General features: G+C 48.7%; 15 protein-coding genes and 4 pseudogenes. 8 read left to right on the top strand and 11 right to left on the bottom strand.

All coding sequences use genetic code 11. The annotated features are described in order from the left end of the window. Positions 1-55: 55 nt before the first annotated feature. Positions 56-2,638, top strand: a complete 2,583-nt coding sequence (gene clpB / locus GKO28_RS14385; protein ID WP_182076759.1) for an ATP-dependent chaperone ClpB — start codon at positions 56-58, stop codon at positions 2,636-2,638. A 220-nt stretch (positions 2,639-2,858) separates the two neighbouring features. Here the strand turns inward: clpB and GKO28_RS14380 are convergent, their stop codons facing one another. Next, a complete protein-coding gene (locus tag GKO28_RS14380) occupies positions 2,859-3,041 on the bottom strand; it encodes a YjfB family protein (protein WP_182076757.1) in 183 nt (60 codons plus the stop codon). A gap of 102 nt (positions 3,042-3,143) precedes the next feature. Here GKO28_RS14380 and dnaE point away from each other — a divergent pair. The 7 genes and pseudogenes from dnaE (at position 3,144) to GKO28_RS22965 (ending at position 12,677) form a co-directional block, all read left to right on the top strand. Continuing rightward, positions 3,144-6,587, top strand: a pseudogene (gene dnaE / locus GKO28_RS22970) (DNA polymerase III subunit alpha). A gap of 637 nt (positions 6,588-7,224) precedes the next feature. Beyond that, positions 7,225-9,537 (top strand): annotated as a pseudogene (gene pflB / locus GKO28_RS14370) (formate C-acetyltransferase). 121 nt (positions 9,538-9,658) lie between these two features. Next, positions 9,659-9,904, top strand: a complete 246-nt coding sequence (locus GKO28_RS14365) for a glycine radical domain-containing protein (protein ID WP_374220771.1) — start codon at positions 9,659-9,661, stop codon at positions 9,902-9,904. A gap of 128 nt (positions 9,905-10,032) precedes the next feature. Continuing rightward, positions 10,033-10,647 (top strand): 4Fe-4S cluster-binding domain-containing protein, encoded by a 615-nt coding sequence (locus GKO28_RS14360; protein WP_247646563.1) that lies wholly within the window; start codon positions 10,033-10,035, stop codon positions 10,645-10,647. Next, on the top strand, positions 10,590-10,835 hold the full coding sequence (locus GKO28_RS20300; protein WP_247646562.1) for a hypothetical protein: 246 nt from the start codon (positions 10,590-10,592) through the stop codon (positions 10,833-10,835). Before GKO28_RS14360 ends, GKO28_RS20300 begins: the two co-directional genes overlap by 58 nt. Before the next feature lie 124 nt (positions 10,836-10,959). Continuing rightward, entirely contained in the window at positions 10,960-11,928 is a 969-nt protein-coding gene (locus GKO28_RS14355; RefSeq protein ID WP_182076754.1) for a DUF808 domain-containing protein, read from the top strand. Positions 11,929-12,323: 395 nt separating this feature from the next. Then, positions 12,324-12,677, top strand: a complete 354-nt coding sequence (locus GKO28_RS22965) for a super-infection exclusion protein B (protein ID WP_182077496.1) — start codon at positions 12,324-12,326, stop codon at positions 12,675-12,677. A gap of 247 nt (positions 12,678-12,924) precedes the next feature. On the opposite strand, the gene GKO28_RS14345 is transcribed toward GKO28_RS22965, so the two are convergent. The 10 genes and pseudogenes from GKO28_RS14345 to gyrA form a co-directional block, all read right to left on the bottom strand. Beyond that, positions 12,925-13,101 carry a DUF3460 family protein gene (locus GKO28_RS14345; protein ID WP_182076753.1) on the bottom strand — a complete coding sequence of 59 codons (177 nt, stop codon included), beginning with the start codon at positions 13,099-13,101 and terminating at the stop codon, positions 12,925-12,927. Between the two features lie 205 nt (positions 13,102-13,306). Next, positions 13,307-14,401 carry a histidinol-phosphate transaminase gene (gene hisC, locus GKO28_RS14340; protein ID WP_210768905.1) on the bottom strand — a complete coding sequence of 365 codons (1,095 nt, stop codon included), beginning with the start codon at positions 14,399-14,401 and terminating at the stop codon, positions 13,307-13,309. An 8-nt stretch (positions 14,402-14,409) separates the two neighbouring features. Next, positions 14,410-15,063, bottom strand: coding sequence for an N-acetyltransferase (locus GKO28_RS14335; RefSeq protein WP_203564179.1), 654 nt, complete (start codon positions 15,061-15,063; stop codon positions 14,410-14,412). Further along, entirely contained in the window at positions 15,048-15,620 is a 573-nt protein-coding gene (locus tag GKO28_RS14330) for a TIGR00730 family Rossman fold protein (protein ID WP_182076749.1), read from the bottom strand. The genes GKO28_RS14335 and GKO28_RS14330 overlap by 16 nt, the downstream gene beginning before the upstream one ends. A gap of 330 nt (positions 15,621-15,950) precedes the next feature. Continuing rightward, positions 15,951-17,025: pseudogene (gene pheA, locus GKO28_RS14325) on the bottom strand (prephenate dehydratase). A 59-nt stretch (positions 17,026-17,084) separates the two neighbouring features. Beyond that, on the bottom strand, positions 17,085-17,285 hold the full coding sequence (locus tag GKO28_RS14320; RefSeq protein WP_182076748.1) for a DUF6677 family protein: 201 nt from the start codon (positions 17,283-17,285) through the stop codon (positions 17,085-17,087). Positions 17,286-17,288: 3 nt separating this feature from the next. After that, on the bottom strand, positions 17,289-18,374 hold the full coding sequence (gene serC, locus GKO28_RS14315; RefSeq protein ID WP_182076747.1) for a 3-phosphoserine/phosphohydroxythreonine transaminase: 1,086 nt from the start codon (positions 18,372-18,374) through the stop codon (positions 17,289-17,291). Between the two features lie 174 nt (positions 18,375-18,548). After that, positions 18,549-18,965, bottom strand: coding sequence for a PaaI family thioesterase (locus GKO28_RS14310; RefSeq protein WP_182076745.1), 417 nt, complete (start codon positions 18,963-18,965; stop codon positions 18,549-18,551). Beyond that, on the bottom strand, positions 18,965-19,426 hold the full coding sequence (locus tag GKO28_RS14305; RefSeq protein WP_182076744.1) for a PaaI family thioesterase: 462 nt from the start codon (positions 19,424-19,426) through the stop codon (positions 18,965-18,967). The genes GKO28_RS14310 and GKO28_RS14305 overlap by 1 nt, the downstream gene beginning before the upstream one ends. Positions 19,427-19,435: 9 nt before the next feature. After that, positions 19,436-22,109, bottom strand: a pseudogene (gene gyrA / locus GKO28_RS14300) (DNA gyrase subunit A). Positions 22,110-22,455: the final 346 nt, after the last annotated feature.

The following is a 22,455-nucleotide window of genomic DNA, read 5'->3' as shown; positions in this document are numbered from 1 at the left end:
TTACAACCGGTGCAATTTAACTCGTATACCGTTTCACTTTTTTGGAGATTGAAAGATGCGTTTTGACAAACTCACCACCAAATTCCAACAGGCATTGGCTGATGCACAAAGCATCGCCAACCTGAACGACAATGCTTATATCGAACCGCAACATTTATTGTTGGCGCTACTAAATGACAGTGATTCAGGTACCGCCGCATTGCTAGCGCGCGCGGGTGTCAATGTGCAACCACTCCACAGCGCGCTCGATGGCTCGCTTGCACGCATCGCCAAAGTATCCAGTGGCGATAGCGATCTCACCGTTGGCAAAGACCTGACTCGCTTACTCAATCAAACTGATAAGGCGGCGATGCAACGCGGCGATCAATTTATTTCTAGCGATTTATTTTTGCTCGCGCTGTGCGACGACAAAGGCGAAGCCGCTCGCCTACTCAAAGACCATGGCGGCAATAAAGCTGCGATTCAAGCGGCGGTGGATGCCGTGCGCGGCGGCAACGGTGTGGATAATCCAGAAGCCGATCAACAACGCGAAGCATTAAATAAATACTGTCTTGATTTAACCGAACGCGCTCGGCAAGGCAAGCTTGACCCTGTGATTGGCCGCGACGATGAAATCCGCCGCGCCATCCAAGTATTGCAACGCCGTACCAAAAACAACCCGGTCCTGATTGGTGAACCGGGCGTGGGTAAAACCGCGATTGTTGAAGGCTTGGCGCAGCGCATTATCAATGGCGAAGTACCCGAGTCGCTCAAAGGTAAGCGGGTATTGGCCTTAGATCTAGCATCGCTCTTGGCTGGCGCTAAATACCGGGGTGAATTTGAAGAACGTCTCAAAGCCGTCCTTGGCGAACTGGAAAAAGAAGCCGGTCAAGTCATCGTCTTTATTGATGAATTGCATACACTGGTTGGCGCCGGTAAGGCCGAAGGCGCAATGGATGCTGGCAATATGCTCAAGCCCGCCCTCGCGCGTGGCGAATTGCATTGCCTTGGCGCGACTACGCTGGATGAATACCGCAAATACATCGAAAAAGACGCAGCACTAGAGCGGCGTTTCCAAAAAGTACTGGTGGGTGAGCCAAGTGTTGAAGCCACCATTGCGATTTTGCGCGGCTTACAAGAAAAGTACGAAATCCATCATGGCGTTGAAATCACCGATCCGGCGATTGTCGCGGCGGCTGAATTATCGCACCGCTACATCACCGACCGCTTCTTGCCAGATAAAGCCATCGACTTGATCGACGAAGCCGCGGCCAAAATCAAGATGGAGATCGACTCTAAGCCCGAAGTAATGGACAAACTCGACCGGCGGATTATTCAGCTCAAAATCGAGCGTGAAGCGGTGAAACGCGAAAAAGACGAAGCCAGTAAAAAACGCTTGGCCTTAATCGAGGAAGAAATCGCGCAATTGGGCAAAGAGTATTCTGACTTAGAAGAAATCTGGAAAGCAGAAAAAGCCAGCGTATTGGGCACTCAGGCAATTCGCGAAGAAATCGAGCAGGTTAAAACGGCAATGGAAACCGCTCGCCGTGCCGGTGAATGGGACAAAGCTTCAGAATTGCAATACGGCGAATTACCGCAGCTCGAAGCCAAGCTAAAAGCCGCCGAAACCAGCGAAAATGCCAGCGAAACGCCAAATAAAACTCGGCTATTACGCACGCAAGTTGGTGCCGAAGAGATCGCCGAAGTGGTGAGCCGCGCCACGGGTATTCCGGTGAGCAAAATGCTGCAAGGCGAACGCGAAAAACTACTGCATATGGAAGCAGTTTTGCACCAACGCGTGGTTGGCCAAGACGAAGCGGTGCGCCTAGTTTCTGACGCGATCCGTCGTTCTCGCGCCGGTCTTGGCGATCCAAATCGCCCTTATGGCTCATTCCTATTTTTGGGGCCAACCGGCGTGGGTAAAACCGAGCTGTGCAAAACGCTGGCGAACTATTTATTTGATTCCGAAGACCATATGATTCGCATCGACATGAGCGAATTTATGGAAAAACATTCGGTAGCGCGCTTGATTGGGGCGCCACCGGGCTATGTCGGCTACGAGGAAGGCGGCTACCTCACCGAGCTGGTACGGCGTAAACCGTATAGTGTGATTTTGCTTGATGAGGTCGAAAAAGCGCATCCAGACGTATTTAATATTTTGCTGCAAGTATTGGATGATGGGCGCTTAACCGATGGCCAAGGTCGCACAGTGGACTTTAGAAATACCGTGGTGATTATGACGTCCAACCTCGGTAGCGAGCATATCCAGCGTTTGGCCGATTCTGATTATCAGGTGATTAAATTGGCGGTGATGGCGGAAGTTAAAACGCATTTCCGCCCTGAGTTTATTAACCGCATCGACGAGGTGGTGGTGTTCCATGGCTTGGCCCAAGCACAAATTCGCCACATCGCGCGCATTCAGCTCGATAAACTCAGCCAACGTTTGGCACAAATGGAAATCAGCTTGTCAGTTTCAGATGCTGCGCTGGATTTGATCACCGAAGCGGGCTTTGATCCGGTGTATGGCGCACGGCCATTAAAACGCGCCATCCAAAGTGAGCTGGAAAACGTGTTGGCCAAACGACTACTCAATGGTGACTTTGCCGCCAAAGACACCATTCATGTCGACGCCAAAGACGGCATGATGCATTTTAAATAAGGCAAAAGTTTTCTGGCAGCGTTGTCGCGCCTTGTCGTGCGAAAGTACTGTCTGCGGCTTTAAGGTCTTGCCATAAAAATTTTGTAAGGATACGTCGTTAAGTCGCACAGCGCTTTTCTCGGCAAACAAAAAGCCATTCCGAATCTCGGAATGGCTTTTTTATGTATAGACACAGAGCCTATTATTTAATTCACTTAGGTAGATATACCCCAAGCAATCGTTAAGCCTTTACGTCTACATTTTGCCCTAAATGCGCCGGATTTACGCTGGCTGGCTGCGGAATGGCTTGCAGCAAGCTGAGTGCACTTTGCGCCTGAAGATCCAAACTTTTACGTAGCATTAACAATGGAACAGGATTGTTGGCGCTGGCATTGCTAGCCGCATTCACCATACTGTCACTCATTACAACACCCCTTTTTTGCCATAACGGTTATTTTATCGGCCTTATTCACGCTTAATGAAGGGTAGCAACCTGAATCAGCGCAAGAAATGATAAAATGCGCCAATGAACGCACCTGCCTATATCCATCTTCGCCTCCATTCCGAGTTTTCAGTTTCTGACGGCATCGTCCGTCTGGATGACGCCGTGAAACGCGCCAAAGCCGACAAAATGCCGGCGCTCGGCATGTCGGATTTAATGAATCTGTTTGGTCTGGTTAAGCATTACAAAGCTTGCCGCAATGCTGGGATTAAACCGATTATCGGCTTGGATGCTTGGATCGAAAATCCTGATAACCGCGACAAACCGTTTCGCACTTTGCTGATTTGTAAAAATCGCGCGGGTTATGGACGTTTGTGCGAACTGATCACGATGGCGTTTCGCGATAATCAATATCGCGGCCGAGGCGAACTCAAAAAAGAATGGTTTACCGCCGGTGATAATAGCGGTTTGATTGCGCTGTCGGGCGCTGAGCTGGGCGAAGTTGGTCAGCAGTTTTTGGCGAATAATCCAGAGCTTGCCAGCGCGGCAGCCCAGTGGTGGGCGGCGCAATTCCCGGATAGTTTTTACCTCGAGATTCAACGCACCGGCACCGCGGCATGCGAAACCAGCTTGCAGCGCCAGCTCGATTTGGCGGGTGAGCTCAATCTGCCGGTGGTCGCAACGCACCCAATCCAATTTATGGATCCGGACGACTTTAAAGCGCACGAAGCGCGCACCTGTATTTCGGCGGGCTTTGTCATGAACGACAAACGTCGCCCCAAAGATTTCACCGAAGAGCAATATTTCAAAACCACCGCGCAAATGCAGGAATTGTTTGCCGATGTGCCCGAAGCGCTCGCCAATACCGTGACGATTGCACAGCGCTGCAATATTGAGATTGTGCTGGGTAAAAACGTCTTACCGCCCTTCCCTACGCCCGAAGGCATGACGCTGGATGATTTCTTGGTGTATGAGGCCAAACGCGGCTTAGAAATGCGCCTTGCACAGCTATACCCCGACGAAGCCGCACGTGAAGCAGAACGTCCTCGCTATTACGAGCGACTCAAAATTGAAACCGACACCATTATTAATATGGGCTTCCCCGGTTACTTTTTGATCGTTGCCGACTTTATCGCCTGGGGCAAAGTCAACGGCTGCCCAGTGGGGCCCGTCGTGGTTCGGGTGCCGGATCGCTGGTGGCGTACAGCCTGGGTATTACCGACATTGATCCCACTGCGTATGCACTGCTGTTTGAGCGCTTTTTGAATCCAGAACGCGTTTCAATGCCCGACTTTGATATTGACTTCTGCCAAGAAAACCGCTGGCGCGTGATTGAATACGTGCGTGAAAAATACGGCGCGGATGCCGTTAGCCAGATTGCGACTTTTGGTACCATGGCCGCCAAGGCGGTAGTGCGCGACGTCGGCCGCGTGCTCGATTTGCCGTATATGTTTTGTGACGGCGTATCCAAACTCATCCCTGCTGCGCCCGGTAAACAATATAGTCTGGACGATGCACTAGAAATGGTGCCAGAGCTGGCTGAGCGCGTTGAGCGCGAAGAAGAACTCAAAGAGCTCTGGGAGCTGGCTAAAAAACTCGAAGGCCTCACGCGCAATATCGGTATGCATGCCGGTGGGGTATTGATTGCACCGAATAAAATCACTGATTTCTGCCCGGTGTACCAAGCATCAGGCGACGATGCCTCGCCGGTGTCGATGCTGGATAAAGACGATGTTGAAGCCGTTGGCTTGGTGAAGTTTGACTTTTTGGGTTTGCGAAATCTAACGATTATCGAACTGGCGCTGCAATACATTAAAAATCAAACAGGCGAATATCTGGACTTAATGAGTCTGGGCTTTAACGATCAAGCCGCGTATCAGGTGTTCCGCGATGCCAATACCACCGGCGTGTTTCAGGTCGAATCGGACGGTATGAAGCGCTTGCTCGAAAAGCTCGCGCCCGATCGTTTTGAAGACATTATTGCGGTATTGGCGCTGTATCGTCCGGGGCCACTCGGCTCAGGGATGGTCGACACCTTTATTAATCGTAAAAAAGGTCTTGAAGCGCCCGATTACTTCCATCCTGATCTTGAAAAATGCTTGGAGCCGACTTACGGCGTTATCGTGTATCAAGAGCAGGTGATGCAGATTTCGCAGATTATCGGTGGCTACACGCTCGGTGGCGCCGATATGCTGCGCCGGGCGATGGGTAAGAAAAAACCTGAAGAAATGGCCAAACACCGGGAAACCATTGCCGAAGGTGCTGCCAAACAAGGGTACGATCCAAAACTGGCCGAAACCTTGTTTGACTTGATGACCAAGTTTGCCGAATACGGTTTTAATAAATCGCATACCGCAGCGTACGCGGTGGTGTCGTACCACACCGCTTGGCTCAAAGCGCATCATACTGCGGCCTTTATGGCGGCCACGATGTCGTCCGAGTTGGACAACACTGATCAGCTCAAAGTGTTTTACGATGATTGTTTAAACAAAAAAAAACAAACTCGAAATCTTGCCGCCCGATATTAACGAAAGTTTTTATCGCTTTGTTCCGGTGGGGAAAAAACAAATTCGTTATGCCTTAGGGGCGATTAAAGGCGTTGGCGAAAGCGCAGTAAATATGATTGTCGCCGAGCGCACTGCCAACGGACCGTTTAAAGACATTTACGATTTATGTAGCCGAACCGATAAAAAAGAAGTCAATAAACGCGTGCTCGAGGCCTTAATTCGTGGCGGCGCGTTTGATGCACTTGAGCCCAATCGCGCGCGCATTATGGCCAATGTCGAGCAAGCGATGGCCGTGGCCGAAGCTGAAATCGCCAATGCCAATCAGATTAGCTTGTTCGACATGCTAGAGCCCGCTGCCGCACCGCAAATCGAACACCTGGATGCGCCGCTATGGGATGACAAAATCAAACTGGCCGAAGAAAAATCCGCTCTCGGATTTTATCTTTCTGGCCACCCATTTGATGCCCACGCCAGACCGATTAAAGGCTTGATTCGCACCCGACTTGATCGACTCAATAACCAGCGCGAGCCGCAATTTATTGCCGGGATTGTGGCGGGCATGCGAATTAAAAATGGTGATCGTGGCCGGATGTGTTTTTTACAGCTCGATGATGGTCATGCCAAAGTGGAACTCACGCTGTATTCCGAATCTTTTGAAGCCAATCGCACCAAGCTCAAAGAAGACACTTTATTAGTCATCGAAGCAAAGGTCTCAGAAGATCGTTTTTCCGGTGGGCAACGAATAATCGCCGATCGGGTATTTGACTTAGCCGAAGCACGCAGCCACTTTGCGCGGGCACTCAAAATCAATTTGGGTCAGCAAGGCGACGCCGACAAGCTCAAGCAAATTTTGCAACCCCACGCGGCCGATCACGGTTGCGCGGTTGAAATTGATTACCAAAATGACGACGCGCAATGCCAGATGCTACTAGGCCATGCGTGGCGAGTGATTTTACGCGATGAATTGCTGAGCGATTTGCGTAACTGGCTTGGTCCACAATCGGCCGAACCACGCTTCTAGGATCGGCTGACGTTTGGTTTTCCGCCGCGCTGAGTTTGGCGGCGGCTTTTATAAAAAAAGTCAGCCTGATGCTGCGTGACCAAGCGCTGGCGTAGAATGACGACGCTGCGCGCTTCGGGCCTTGCCTCTGGCCAAAAGCCGCGCAAACGCGGTTGGCAAACCCAATGTCAACAGGCCCTAGGTATACCTCGCTAGCGCCTATAAATAATACGCTAGCGAGACATACCATCCTTAAAAATTCTGCTCATTTTTTCAAAAAATTTCGGTGTATTGTTTATCTTTAAAACTTGAGCTGCATCAAATTTTTACCCCCCTCATCAGTCCATTTTGCCAATTTTTACATTCCATTCGACGTCTCAAAGGCATAAGATATTGTCATGAAAGTGAGGTTTGCTATGCAACCTTTACTGCGTCGCAACAAAAAAAGCCATTGTCTTATGTAGTTGAAAATATTCAATAACATATTTTTAAAGCTGATCTAAATCAATTTTTGAAATTACATTATTGTTACGATGCCTCAATAAAAACTTGCTGCTGTTTGCCCTATCTGGCAACAGCGACATTCTTTTCAGTTAGCAACTGAAAATTCGGCTTAAAGATGGTCCAACAGACATCGCCACTAAGGAGTCTCACCCAAATGAATGCACCTCAAGACAACTTGCAATTGACAGCTTGGCGCGGTTTTAGCGCTGGCGAATGGCAGAATAAAGTATTGGTTCGTGAATTTATCCAAGCGAACTACACACCATATGTGGGTGATGATTCTTTCTTAGCCGGCCCGACTGAACGCACCACTCAATTGTGGACTGAACTGTCAGTCTTGCTCAAAGAAGAGCGCAAGCGCGGTGTGCTCGAAGTTTCCGCACAATTTGGTTCAACCATCACCGCCCACGACGCTGGCTACATCAATAAAGATTTGGAAACCATTGTTGGTTTGCAAAACTGATGCGCCGCTACGCCGCGCCATCATGCCGAATGGCGGCTTGAAAATGGTTGAAAACGGCCTCAAGGCTTACCATTTTGAAATGAATCCAGAAATCAAAGAGATCTTTACTAAATACCGTAAAGACCACAACAACGCGGTATTTGACGTTTATACGCCAGAAATCATGGCTTGCCGTAGCTCGGGCGTGATTACTGGTTTGCCAGACGCGTATGGCCGTGGCCGTATTATTGGCGACTATCGCCGTGTGGCTTTATACGGTGTTGATTTCTTGATCGCTGACAAAAAACGCGAAAAACCGAACTCGACAACGTGCCATTCACTGAAAGCGTTGTTCGCTTGCGTGAAGAATTATCCGAACAAATCAAAGCACTGAACGAACTCAAAATCATGGCCAAAAAATACGGCTTTGATATCGCTCAGCCAGCCAACACGGCCCAAGAAGCCGTGCAATGGTTGTACTTCGGTTACTTGGCTGCAGTAAAAGAGCAAAATGGCGCGGCAATGTCGATCGGTCGTATTTCGACCTTCCTTGACGTTTACTTCGAGCGCGATCTTGCTGAAGGCACATTGACTGAAGCGCAAGCGCAAGAATTGATCGACCATCTGGTGATGAAATTGCGTATCGTGCGTTTCTTGCGCACCCCAGAATACGATGATCTATTCTCAGGCGACCCAACTTGGGTGACTGAATCGATCGGTGGTACTGGTGAAGATGGCCGTACTTTGGTCAGCAAAACCAGCTTCCGTGTATTGAACACACTGTACAACCTTGGCCCAGCGCCAGAGCCTAACTTGACTGTATTGTGGTCAACGGCTTTCCCACAAGGCTTTAAAGAATTCTGCGCCAAAGTATCGATCGACACCTCGGCGATCCAATACGAAAACGACGATTTGATGAAACCAAAATGGGGCGACGATTACGCGATTGCCTGCTGCGTTTCAGCGATGCGCGTTGGTAAGCAAATGCAATTTTTTGGCGCTCGTGTGAACTTGGCTAAAGCAATGCTCTACGCGATCAACGGTGGCGTGGACGAAAAAACCGGTAAAGTGGTTGCCAAAGGCTTTACGCCAATCACTGGCGACGTGCTTGAATACGACGAGTTGATGAGCAAGTACGACATCATGCTCGACTGGTTGGCCAAAACTTATGTGACTGCGCTCAACTCAATCCATTACATGCACGATAAATATGCTTACGAGCGTATTGAAATGGCACTGCACGATCGTGACATCTTGCGCACTATGGCTTGCGGTATCGCCGGTCTATCCGTGGCAGCAGACTCATTGTCAGCAGTGAAACACGCTAAAGTGCATATCAAACGTAACGAAGCGGGTTTAGCTGTGGATTATGTAATCGAAGGCGAATACCCAGCTTACGGTAACAACGATGATCGCGCTGATGATATCGCGGTTTGGTTGTCGACTGCGTTTATGGAAAAAATCAAAGCGCAGCCGGTGTTCTACCGTGACTCAATGCCAACTCAATCGGTATTGACCATCACTTCGAACGTGGTTTACGGCAAAAAAACCGGCAACACCCCTGACGGTCGTCGTTCAGGTGCGCCATTCTCTCCAGGTGCAAACCCGATGAATGGTCGTGATACCAATGGCTTTATCGCTGCAGGTTTCTCTGTATCGAAAATTCCATATGAATCAGCACTGGACGGTGTGTCTTGGACTGCATCAATGACACCGGACGCTTTAGGCCACAACGCAGCAGACCGCGTTAAAACCTTGGCAGCATCGATTGACGGTTTGTTTGGCCCACACGGCGAAGAATGCTCAACTTGCATGACCACCGATGCGATTGATGAAAAAATGGATCAACTCTTCCATTTGAACATGAATGTATTAGACAAAGACACCTTGCTCGATGCGGTTGAACATCCAGAAAACTACCCGCAATTGACGATTCGTGTTTCAGGCTATGCGGTGAACTTTGTTAAATTGACTCGCGAACAGCAAATGGACGTGATCAACCGGACTTTCCACGCGAAGTGCTAAGAATGCGTAGCGCCGCCTCGTGATGCTGATTTTAGTCATACTTAAGATCAAACTCACCAAGGCACGCTACTTTTAATTCACATTCTTGTAGTGATGAATGATGGCAATATCCTACTAGGGTATTGCCATACAAGCAGCAGCAAATCATCACTACAAGCACATACCCAAGAGGACGGCAACAATGGCTCAATTATTTCATTTGAACATGAATATCCTGAACAAAGAAACACTCGAAGACGCAATGGCCAATCCTGATAATTACCCACAATTGACCGTGCGCGTATCAGGTTATGCAGTGAACTTTGTTAAACTGACTCGCGAACAGCAACTTGATGTGATCAATCGCACGTTTCACGATAAGTGCTGACAGCAAAGTTATTGATGCTAGGCTGACGCTCTGTCTAGCTCAACCACGGATCGCAAGGCACGGCCTGCGGTCCGTTTTTACATTTAAAATAGCAAGATCCCAAAATTATAAAATCACTGGAAATCATCATGGCACTCGATAAACCTGCAGGCGAAATCGTTCCTGCCGCCTTTGATGCCGATGGCAATCAATTTGGCTACATCCACTCTATTGAAACTGGCGCGGCTGTTGATGGCCCTGGCATGCGCTTTGCACTGTTTGTTAGCGGCTGCCAATTTCGCTGCTTGTACTGCCACAACCCCGACACGTGGAAATTACACAACGGCAAGCAATACACCGTCGACGCCATCGTTGCCGAAATCGGCAAATACGCCAGTTTTTTACGCATTGCCGGTGGCCTGACTATTTCTGGCGGTGAGCCTTTAATGCAAGCCCATTTTGTCGGCGAGATTTTCCGCCGAGTCAAACACGAGCTTAAAGTGCATACCGCACTCGATACCCAAGGCTTTTTGGCGGCGCATTTACCCGATGAATACTTCGACAATATCGACTTAGTACTGCTCGACATCAAACAATTTGACCCGATCAAATACGAAGCGCTCACTGGCAAGCCGCTGCAACCAACGCTTGAATTTGCCGAACGCATGATTCACCTCAAAAAGAAAAACTGTGGATTCGCTACGTCTTGGTACCCGGCATTAGCGACGACGAGCAAGATGTTGCCGGCCTCGCCAATTACTTAAGTGAGCTCAATTCCCGAGCGCCGGGCTTAATCGAGCGCGTGGAAATTTTGCCCTTTCATAAAATGGGCGAAAACAAATGGGTTGATCTGGGCATGAAATACGAACTCACCGACACTCGGCCACCAAGCCAAGAAATGGTCGAGCGCGTGCGCGCTCAATTTAGCGCCAAAGGCTTATTCTGCTGTTAAGCAAGCCACGCATTCCATCGCCAGCGTTCGCGCTGGCTTTTTTTTGGCCAAAAATCAGATCAGTCAATCGAGAATTACGCCAACTTCGGGTATATTAACGCTCAAATTACACCTGGATTAAACCATGGCCGGAACTAGCCTTTTAGTATTACTCGATGACATCGCCGCAGTACTCGATGACGTGGCGCTAATGACCAAAGTCGCCGCTAAAAAAACCGCCGGCGTATTGGGCGATGATTTAGCACTGAATGCCGAGCAAGTCTCCGGTGTGCGCGCCGAGCGCGAACTGCCCGTCGTTTGGGCTGTGGCCAAAGGCTCATTCAAAAACAAACTGATTTTGGTGCCCGCCGCGCTGTTAATTAGCTTTGTCGAAGACCAATTGCGCGCCAATGGCCTGAATATCCCCTTGATTATGCCGCTGTTAATGCTGGGTGGTTTGTATCTGTGCTTTGAAGGCTTTGAAAAAATTGCCCATCCTTTTTTGCACTCGCACGCTGAAGATGTCGCCGAGCATCAGGCATTGAGCGATGCAGTGAATAACCCAAGCATCGATTTGGTGGCGTTTGAAAAAGAAAAAATCCAAGGTGCGATTCGCACTGACTTTGTACTTTCGGCAGAAATCATCGTCATTACCCTCGGCACCGTAGCCGCCGTTAGCTTTAGCAGCAAAGTCGCGGTACTCACCGGCATCGCCATTATCATGACCGTCGGCGTGTATGGTTTGGTCGCCGCCATTGTGAAAATGGACGACGCTGGGCTTTATCTGAGCCAAAAACCCAATGCCAACGCCATTAGCCGCAGCGTCGGTCGCGTATTACTCGCTGGCGCGCCAGTTTTAATGCGCGTGTTAGCCGTGGTCGGCACCTTGGCGATGTTTATGGTTGGCGGTGGCATCATCACTCACGGCATCCCAGTCATTCACCACGCCATCGAAGCCGCAGCCCACAGCGCAAATACCCTCCCCGCCATTGGCGGCGTACTATCAACCTTAACGCCGTCATTGTTGAACGCGATTGCCGGCGTCATCGCCGGTGCCGCGACACTACTCGTTGTGACCGTCATTGGGAAAATGCTAGGCGCGTTTAAAAAATAAAGCCTGGGCTATTGCTTATTTAGCGTTCGTTGATGGTATTCATTATTGAACAAGGGATAGCCTGTAATTGACCAGAAGCGGAAATTTAATTTGTTGGCGCTGAGCTTGCCAAGCCCAACAATCGCGGCAAACGTTGGGCTGCATTTCATTTAGCCCAACCTACATACTGGAAAAAAATTTAGTTTTAAAAAGTAAAGTCATAAAACAACGTGTGTGCAATAAATATTTATTTAACCTTTTTCTTTAACCTGAATTTTACACCAGAACAATTATGAATCATCTAAACCTAAATTTAATTAAGAAGATATTTCAATTTTTACTACTATTAGCCAGCATAATTTTCATTATTTCACACTTTGAAATAGACTCAACTCTCTCAAACTGGGTTAAAAAATATAAAACCGAATGTTTTACTTATTTATTCGGTACTAATTACGGCATCTATTTTCAGTTTAATATCTAATTTATGTAGATGGATTGTTTCTATAACTACTGAAAAATTTCAGCTACAACGATTAGAAAAAATACTAAGGAATCTTAAACCAGCTGACAAGCTAATTCTTAATAATTTCATTGCAAACAATGAACGTCAGATTTTTTTATCACCTGCAAATCCAAGTATTGATTGGTTATTATCTTGTAAAATATTACATGACACTGGAGAAGTTAAATCCGACCAAAAACGTGGATACAGAGTAGCAATATGGGCAAGAGACTACTTATCTAAAAATCCAAATTTACTCTACTAAGTGGTCACGAATAACGGATTGGGCCTTGTAGTACGGTAAGTTGGGCTAACTAAGCACCGTAGCTCCGATTAGCGCAGCGTAATCGGAGGAATGGCATGCGTACGATTACGCTACGCTAATCGTACCTACCTATTCTCATTGAGCATCTGCTTCGGGTCAAAAACACTCTATTACCTAGTTGCTAAGCCTGCATTACCCAACAAAAAACCGCCTAAATTAGGCGGTTTTGTTATTGCGCTCGAACAATTTATTTATTCACTGTCGATGCATCCATTCGGCTGCGTTCATCCAAATTGATGGGCTCTTTATCCCACAATAAAGCGCGGCCGTCGATTTGGCCTTGTTTGAGTTCTGGGTTTTTTGCCAAAACATCTTCAATAAAATGGGTGTATTCAGAAACGTAGCAATTATCTTTGCCGAACATGGTGCTCTCCCGAGGTAATTTATTTTGCCGCCATTATAACCGAGGCGATGTTCGGTCGGCAGTTTGATTGCAGCTGGTCCAAACTCTTTGCGCCAACGCCGCGTTTGATTGATGACTGACTGTGTTGTTTTTTAAACCGATGCGTTAAATCTATAGGTATATCCAGCTAAACCATAAAATTTAATGGCTAGCTGGCTATACCCCATCAATCATTCATTGCTTGCTGCAGGACTTCAATAAACCGTGCATTTTCCGCCGGCAAGCCAATCGACACTCGTAAACTATTGGGCATACCGTAACCCGCCAATGGCCGCACAATGACCCCACGCTCGAGCATAAATTGATTAAGCATTTTGGCATCGCCACAGTGGAAAGTCACAAAGTTACCCGCCGACTCAATAAAGCTAATCCCAAGCTGGCGAAATGCATCGGTGATTTGCTGCATGCCTTGGTTATTCACGCGCACTGACGCTTGCAAAAATTCCTCGTCGTCCAGCGCCGCAGTCGCTGCCGCTTGCGCCAAACTATTGACGTTAAATGCTTGGCGAACGCGATTGAGCATATCAATGATTTCACGGCTGGCTAGCGCAAAACCCACGCGCAAACCCGCTAAGCCAAAGGCTTTAGAGAAGGTTCTGACGACGATTAAATTCGGGAATCTTTTTAACCATGCAATCGAATCGCTGCGTTTGGCGGCAGGTAAAAATTCGGTATACGCTTCGTCGAGCACCACCAGCACATGGCTTGGGCATAACTCTAAAAACTCGATCAAATCGCCCGGGCGCGCCAAGGTACCCGTCGGATTATTTGGATTCGCAATCCAGACGATTTTTGTGCTGGGTAAAATCGCGGCGCGCATGGCGTCTAAATCATGGCCGTAATCGAGCGCTTTTACACAGATCCCCGTTGCCCCCATGGCCTGCGTGGCCAAGGGATAGACGGCGAAGGCGTATTCGGCATACACCGCAGTATCACCCGCTTGCAAAAAGGCATGTGAGATCAGTTCCAGCACGTCGTTTGAGCCATTGCCCAACACAATTTGTTCGCTGGCGACTTGGTATTTTTCGGCAATTTTGGCTTTCAACTCAAAACCATTACCATCGGGATAGCGCGCTAAGTCAGCAATTTCTTTTTCAACTGCCGCACGGGCTTTGGGGCCCATGCCCAGTGGGTTTTCGTTCGAAGCCAATTTAACGATCTGGGCGGGATCAAGCCCCATTTCACGCGCTAGTTCAGCGACCGGTTTACCGGGTTGATACGGCGCAATCGCGCGGATATATTCGGGGGCAAGCGTCAACATCGTTATCCTTAGTCGTTCAAGCTATCGGCCGTGGCAAGTTCATGGCCGAGGTTTAATTTTTTTGTCATGCGAAAGCTTGCTGGCAGCTTAAACATCGCCAAGCGCTGTACCGTTGATTCAACCAATACTTCAAAACCATAGCGCTGATAAAAACGCACCGCCGCAGTGTTGGCACTGTCGACATCCAGATGCAGGCTAAAATAGCCCGCTTCACGGGCTGCCATACAAACCTGCGCCAACATCCGCTCGCCTAAATGCTGGCGACGGTAATCCGGATGAACTGCGATGGTGCGCAAATACCACGCATTTTTAGGCACGTGCGGGAATAAAAAATCCAGCTGCGATTGGCGATCTTGCAAAATCTGCAAGTCGAGGGCTAAAGCGCCGATTTCAAATGCATCACTCACTTGCAATTGCGCGCCAAAGCCGGCCGAATAATGAAACACCAAAGCGATCAGTTCATCGTCGCTATTGCGCAACACTTGTGCATTGCGATAGCTGTAACTGCCGGTTTCAGCCTGCCAAAGCTGCGCTAAATTGAGCACCACCAATTCAGGCGGCAAGGCAAACCAATAGTCATAAAAAGGCGCGTCGGACTGATAAATCAGTGCCGCAGCCCGCTTGGCATCACTGGGTAAAGCATGCGTTAAGTTTTCCACCATTCACCTGCGCGACGAGAAGGTTTGCTTTGCAATAACTCGATCAGCTCGATGGGATCATTGGCGCACAGCAATTGAGCCGCATCACTGCCACTCACAAAGCCCTCTTCTACCGCTTGTGCCACCATGGTTTGCAATGGCGCAAAATAATTCGCGGTATTGAGTAAGCCAACAGGTTTTTCGTGCAGACCGATTTGCCCCCAAGTTAAAATTTCAAATAACTCATCAAACGTACCAAATCCGCCCGGCATGGCAATAAAGCCATCGGCCAATTCTGCCATCCGTGCCTTGCGGGTATGCATCGAATCAACAACTTCTAATTGGCTGCACGCGCCATACCCCAGTTCACGCTCAACCATAAACTGCGGAATCACGCCAATCACCTGACCACCGGCATCTAAACACGCCTCAGCGACTGCGCCCATTAAGCCAACATGACCACCGCCATACACTAAGGTTAAGCCACGTTCGGCCAAGCCGCGACCTAGTTGTTGCGCTTGGTGACGATAGACTTCTTTCGTGCCAAAGCGTGCACCACAAAATACCACGACTGATTTCATTGCTTTGCCTGTACTTTTTAAATTAACGACGCGATCACGCTAGGGTCTGTTGACATTTGGTTTGCGGATCGCGTTTGTGCTGATTTTGGCCTGAAACAAGGCGAAAGACGCGTGGCATAGTCATTCTATGCAAGCGTTTTTCAACGCAGAGTCAGGCTGACTTGATTTAAAAAATCCGCAGCCAAACCCTAAGGGCTGGGCGCTTTTCGCGGCATCTCTGCGTTATTTCATGCTCGAATAACGGGTTATTGGTCGCATAAAATGCCTTGATCTGCCGCGAAAATCGCTCCAGCGCGACCGAAAACCAAACGTCAACAGACCCTAGCACTATTAAATGACAGCTTGAGGATACGAGCCCAAAACTTTCACAAATGCCGCTACGTCTTGCAAATCTTTTAATGCCGCTTGCAATGGCACATCATCGATAAAGCCATCCACATCGGCAAAAAACACATATTTCCCACAGCCCAGTGCGACTTGGTCGTGATTCAAACTTACTCATCGACACGCCATTTCTGGCTAGCGGCTCTACCAAGGTATGCAAAGCACCAGGGCGATTCGGCGCTGAAATCACCAACGATGTTTTGTCTTTACCAGAGCGCGCTGCTTGCTGATAACCCAGCACCAAGAATCGGGTGGTGTTATTTGGCTCGTCTTCAATATTGACTGCGAGTTTATTCAAGGAAAATTTCTCTGCCGCTGAATCACCGGCAATTGCGGCGCTGCTTGGGTCAAGACTGGCTAAACGGGCACCTTCGGCATTGCTGGCCACCGAAATACGCTCAACCTCATCGCCCAGATGTTTATTAAGCCACTCATGGCATTGCGCCAAGCTTTGGGCGTGCGAATACACTCGCTTAATACCCACCATATCCGGCGTTTGTCGCAAGAAATGATGATGAATCCGTAGCACCACTTCACCGCAAATTTGCAGTGGCGTAGTCACCATTAAATCTAGCGTACGGCCGACCGCACCTTCGGTCGAGTTTTCCACTGGCGCCACCACATAATCCGCGCCGCGCGCTTCAACCACGCGAAACGCTTCGTCAATTGAAGCGCATGCCAAGGTGGATGCCGCATGGCCAAAGTGCTTAATCGCCGCCGCTTGAGTAAATGTACCTTCTGGACCCAAAAAGGCGATGGTCAATGGACGCTCAAGCGCCAAACACGCCGACATGATTTCACGGAATAAGCGCGCACAGGTTTCACCCGACAACGGCCCCGGATTGGTGTCTTTAATGCGCGTCAGCACTTGTGCTTCGCGCTCTGGGCGATACACCACGCCGCTGCCTTTGATTTCGCCTATCGTGCGGGCATGCTGGGCACGCTGATTAATCAAAGCGAGAATTTGCTGATCAATCGCATCAATCGCATCACGATGTTGTTTTAACAAATGATCTGACATGTCTAAAGCTCAGTTAGAGTGATTTAAAGCCTTCAGCGCGCCGCGCTTTAGCTGGCATTTTATTCAGGTTTAAAGCGTGCGGCGTCAATAATCGACCATAAATGAATGATCCAACCGAGCAAAATAAACCAAAGTATCGCCGCTGCAACAAACATCAGCGCCGCCTTTAATACCCGACCTTGTAACAACTGCCCCAAGCCGGGAATAAAAAAACTGGCTAATGCGGCAAGTACATTGCCGCCAGAACCTGGACCCGCCATCGATTAACCCTTCATCTTTGCAAATTCATTCATATAGTCGGCCAACGCTTGGCAACCGGCCAATGGCATGGCGTTATAAATCGATGCACGCATCCCCCCCACCGAGCGATGCCCTTTCAGCTGCAATAAATGCCGTGCTTCGGCGCCTTTGAGGAAGGCTTGATCGAGCTGTTGATCGGCCAAAGTAAACGGAATATTCATTCGCGAACGATTCGCCAACGCCGTTGGGCAATGGTAGAAGCCATCAGAGGCATCAATCGCCGCGTAAATCACATTGGCTTTTTCGATGTTTTTTGCTTCCATCGCCGCCACACCACCCTGCTGCAACACGTGCTTGTAGACCAAGCCCGCCACGTAAATCCCAAACGACGGTGGCGTGTTATACATCGAGCCGTTGTCGGCATATGATTTGTAATTGAGCATGGTGGGTGTATCGCTGCGCGCCTTGCCCAGTAAGTCGCTCCGAACGATACTCACTGCTACACCGGATGGGCCCATGTTTTTTTGCGCGCCAGCATAAATCATACCGAACTGGCTCACATCGAACGGACGCGACAAAATATTGCTCGACATATCACAAATCAGCGGCACGCCATTGGCTTGCGGAATGTGGTTGAACTCCACGCCGCCGATGGTTTCATTGCTGCAGTAATGCAAAAATGCGGCGTCTGGCGTGCGTTGCCAAGTCGATTCATCTGGCACATAGCTAAAGTTTTTATCTTCACTGCTGGCGACAATATTCACGTTGGCGTAGCGGCTCACTTCTTTAATCGCCACTTTCGACCAATGCCCCGTATTTACAAAATCGACGGTACTGCCGACAGGGGCAAAATTGAGCGGCAACATCGCAAACTGCAAATGCGCCCCGCCTTGCAAAAACAGTACTTTGTAGTTATCGGGAATCGCCATCAGCGTTCGCAAATCCGCTTCGGCTTCAGCCAAAATTTGCCCAAATTCAGGCCCACGATGGCTCATTTCCATCACGCTCATGCCCGAGCCATGCCAATCGAGCATTTCGGCTTGGACTTGCAGTAGCACTTCATGCGGTAAAACCGCAGGACCAGAGGAAAAATTAAACACTTGCGTCATGGGCATTCTCTTAAAACATGAATAACGAAAGGATTGAGGCCAGCAAAAGCGATGCAAAACCAAGTTATTTCATTTGAACATCGTCGCGATTTTGTATGCTGCTGCCAGCCCAAATAAGCACACCAAGATATTTTGCGCTGAACTTTGAAAAGACTCGTGGTGAGTGTTAGCCGATTAGCTCAACAAGAAATGCGCACGCGCCGTGGCGACGGGTTTGGATTCATCGTCTTGCCATGCGGTCATCAATACATTGGCGACCCGTTTACCTTGGCGAACAATCTCGCAACGCCCGTGTAAATCCAACGCTTTGGCCGAGCGCAAATAATCAATCGAAAAGTCAATAACACGGGGAATGCCATCGCTTTCTTGTGCCCACATTAGATGGAGTACTGCGGCGTTTTCTAAAAAGCCACCAATGACACCACCATGAATGGCAGGCAATAGCACGTTGCCGATATTGTGTTCAACAAAGGGAAGATAAAATTCAGGCTGTCCATTTTTTTCAATGGCTTGAATCCCTAGCAATTTGGCATAGGGTATTTGATTCAAGGCTTTATTTAAACTATCGAAGCAAGCAATACCCTCAAGCATTATGCAGATTCCTTGGTAATTGCCATCCGCGCAAAAGTAGACACTGAATGCGCAATCGGCTTATCAGGATCGGCCTGATATGCCGTTGCGCGCATGAATGCAATCGACTCAGTCAGACGATAGCATTCTGCAGTGCAATACAGTGGTAAATCGGGCTTAGCTGGCCGCAGGTAATCGATGCGTAAATCGAGTGTTGCTGCGGCTTCAGGTTGATCGAGCAAGGTATACAGCGAAATGCCGCTGGCGGTATCAATCAAAGAAGTGACCACACCACCATGCAAAACGCGAGTTTCGGGATTACCGATCAGCGCGTCTTTAAATGGCAATTTCAGTGTTACTTTACCGCGTCCTGCGGTAACCAATTCCAAGCCTAATGTTTTGCAATGCGGTAACGCCATAAACCATGGCGCAACTTGGTCAAAAAACTCAGGTACTGCAACAGGTAACCACAGTCCGTTCATCGCTGGCCTTTACTCGCTAGGGGTTGCTGGATCAATATCGACGACATCGGTTGGTGCCACTGCGGCATCTGCTGCGATGCCTTCAATTGCGTCAGCACCTTCTTCAATCAACTCAGATTCTTCACCTTCTGGCTCGTCCACTTCGGCGACTTTTTCTAAACCAGATAAATGCTCACCTTCATCTAAATTAATCAAACGAACGCCTTGTGCCGAGCGGCCCGTTTCACGAATTTGATTGACCTTCGTCCGAATCAACACGCCACCGGTGGTAATCAACATCACGTCGTCAGATTCTTCAACCAGACTTGCGGCAACCAGTTTCAAACCGGTTTTGTCGGTCAAGTCCATCGCAATCACGCCTTGCGTACCTCGGCTGGTATGGCGGAAGTCGCCCACCGGAGTGCGTTTACCGTAACCACCATCACTGGCCGTCAACACCATTTGCTCGTCTGAATTGGCAACCAACAGTGAAATAACTTTTTGTCCTTCAGCCAATCGCATCCCGCGCACACCAGCGGCAGTTCGACCCATCGCTCGAACATCACCCTCGGCAAAGCGGACCGATTTACCGGCATCAGAGAACAACATCACTTGATCTTCACCGTGCGTAAGCGCCACGCCAACCAAGTAGTTACCTTCATCAAGGTTGATGGCAATAATGCCATTACGTTTCGGACGAGAGAAGTCAGCCAACGAGGTTTTCTTCACCGTACCATCCGCCGTTGCCATAAAGATATATTGATCTTCTGCGAATTCTTTAACTGGCAAGATGGCGTTGATTTTTTCGCCTTCTTCCAGCGGCAACAAGTTGACAATCGGCTTGCCACGACTAGTACGACCGCCTTGTGGTAATTCATAGACCTTGAGCCAATACACGCGACCGCGTGAGCTAAAGCACAAGATGTAATCATGCGTATTGGCAACAAATAGACTGTCAATAAAATCATCGTCTTTGGTTGCTGCCGCTTGCTTGCCACGACCACCGCGTTTTTGTGAGCGATATTCATCCACCGCAGTGGCTTTCATATAGCCACCATGCGTCAACGTCACCACCATGTCTTGCGGGGTAATTAAGTCTTCGAGACAAATATCTTCGCCATGCGCGATAATTTCTGAGCGACGGGCATCGCCATAATTGGTTTTGACTTCCAGCATTTCATTGCGAATGATTTCAGTCACCCGTTCAGAGCGCGCCAAGATATCGAGTAAATCAAGGATTTTTTCAACCACTTCTTTGTATTCAGAAATGATTTTGTCTTGCTCAAGCCCTGTTAAACGCTGTAAACGCAGCTCTAAAATCGCTTGCGCTTGCACATCAGAAAGACGGTAACCTTCATCAGACAAACCAAAGCAATCGAGTAAGCCTTCAGGCCGTGACGCATTGGCATCTGCGCGTGCCAGCATTTCACCGACTAAGCCCGATTTCCAAACGCGACTCATCAAGCCTGTTTTGGCTTCCGCTGGCGTTGGCGCGGCTTTAATCATCGCGATGATTTCGTCAACATTCGACAAAGCCACTGCCAAACCTTCCAGCACATGACCACGATCACGCGCTTTACGTAGTTCAAACACGGTACGGCGAGTCACCACTTCACGGCGATGCTTTAAGAAGCACTCTAAAACTTGCTTTAAGTTCAATAAACCGCGGTTGACCATCAACCAGCGCCACCATATTGATACCAAAGCTATCTTGCAACTGGGTATGTTTGTAAAGGTTATTGAGCACCACATCGGCCATTTCACCGCGTTTGAGCTCAATCGCGACTCGCATACCCGATTTGTCTGACTCGTCACGCAGGTCAGAAATACCTTCGATGGTTTTTTCGCGAACCAATTCGGCGATACGTTCTAATAGACGCGCTTTATTCACCTGGTACGGCAGCTCATCGACGATGATGGCTTGTCGATCACCATTTTTGCCACATTCTTCAAAATGAGTCCGAGCGCGCATCACGACGCGGCCACGGCCTGTGCGATAACCTTCTCGAACGCCATGAATACCGTAAATAATACCGGCAGTTGGGAAATCTGGCGCTGGAATGTAATCAATTAGCTCATCAATTGTAAGCTCACTATTGTCGAGTAAGGCCAGACTGGCATCGATCACTTCGTTGATATTGTGCGGCGGAATATTGGTCGCCATCCCCACCGCAATCCCTGACGAGCCATTCACTAATAAATTAGGAATGCGCGTAGGAAGAACCGTTGGTTCAAGTTCTTTTTCATCATAATTTGGCGTGAAATCGACGGTTTCTTTATCGATATCGGCCAAAAGTTCACTTGATATTTTTTGCAAACGACACTCGGTATAACGATAGGCCGCCGCGCGGTCTCCATCAATCGAACCGAAGTTACCCTGACCATCAATCAAGGTGTATCGCAACGAGAAGCCTTGCGCCATCCGCACCAATGCTTCATAGGCAGCAGAATCGCCGTGTGGGTGATATTTACCCAACACATCACCAATCACGCGAGCACATTTAACGTAAGGGCGATTCCACACATTACTGCTTTCGTGCATCGCAAATAAAATACGACGGTGAACGGGTTTTAAACCATCGCGTACATCAGGCAGCGCTCGTCCCACGATAACGCTCATGGCGTAATCGAGATAGGAATGACGCATTTCCTCTTCGAGGCTGACGGGGATCGTTTCTTTGGCAAAGCTGAATTGTTCGTGCATTGATAAGGCCGGTTAGTGAAAAACGTAGGGACTATCAAAGCCAACACTAAATCTAAATTCAGTGTGGCGAAATTTTAACTGTCTTTTGGAAACTTCGTTACAAATAAACACTGACTAGTCACGTTTAACTATTCTATAGTTAGGATTAAGTTTACCACGTGGATGCCTCTGATCCAATTTTTGCGTAAATGATGCAGTATTGCATTGTGCAATATTACAAAATCTTTAAGATTGCGCCGCCGCAAGCTTTTTATTTGCGTCAAAATTACCTAAGACAGTAGAATAGGTACTGGTACAGTATTATGGTTTACTATAGCCAATAGTAAGTTCCATTCATTTTTGATTT

Origin of the sequence: Deefgea sp. CFH1-16 (genome assembly GCF_016881365.1) — a bacterium.
Taxonomy (GTDB): Bacteria; Pseudomonadota; Gammaproteobacteria; order Burkholderiales; family Chitinibacteraceae; genus Deefgea.
The sequence above is the reverse complement of the archived record's forward strand: the minus strand, read 5'-3'. Positions and strand labels throughout refer to the sequence as shown.

Excerpts from the sequence above, each read along its gene's own strand:
- serC (WP_182076747.1), bottom strand. The coding sequence starts at position 18,374 with ATGACGCAAGTGTTTAATTTTTCCTCTGGTCCTGCGGTTTTACCGCAT.
- GKO28_RS14360 (WP_247646563.1), top strand. The coding sequence starts at position 10,033 with ATGGCACTCGATAAACCTGCAGGCGAAATCGTTCCTGCCGCCTTTGAT.
- GKO28_RS14345 (WP_182076753.1), bottom strand. The coding sequence starts at position 13,101 with ATGTTCGGCAAAGATAATTGCTACGTTTCTGAATACACCCATTTTATT.
- clpB (WP_182076759.1), top strand. The coding sequence starts at position 56 with ATGCGTTTTGACAAACTCACCACCAAATTCCAACAGGCATTGGCTGAT.
- GKO28_RS14310 (WP_182076745.1), bottom strand. The coding sequence starts at position 18,965 with ATGCTTGAGGGTATTGCTTGCTTCGATAGTTTAAATAAAGCCTTGAAT.
- GKO28_RS14330 (WP_182076749.1), bottom strand. The coding sequence starts at position 15,620 with ATGAAATCAGTCGTGGTATTTTGTGGTGCACGCTTTGGCACGAAAGAA.
- GKO28_RS14335 (WP_203564179.1), bottom strand. The coding sequence starts at position 15,063 with ATGGTGGAAAACTTAACGCATGCTTTACCCAGTGATGCCAAGCGGGCT.
- GKO28_RS14380 (WP_182076757.1), bottom strand. The coding sequence starts at position 3,041 with ATGAGTGACAGTATGGTGAATGCGGCTAGCAATGCCAGCGCCAACAAT.
- GKO28_RS14305 (WP_182076744.1), bottom strand. The coding sequence starts at position 19,426 with ATGAACGGACTGTGGTTACCTGTTGCAGTACCTGAGTTTTTTGACCAA.
- GKO28_RS14320 (WP_182076748.1), bottom strand. The coding sequence starts at position 17,285 with ATGGCGGGTCCAGGTTCTGGCGGCAATGTACTTGCCGCATTAGCCAGT.
- hisC (WP_210768905.1), bottom strand. The coding sequence starts at position 14,401 with ATGTTGACGCTTGCCCCCGAATATATCCGCGCGATTGCGCCGTATCAA.
- GKO28_RS14355 (WP_182076754.1), top strand. The coding sequence starts at position 10,960 with ATGGCCGGAACTAGCCTTTTAGTATTACTCGATGACATCGCCGCAGTA.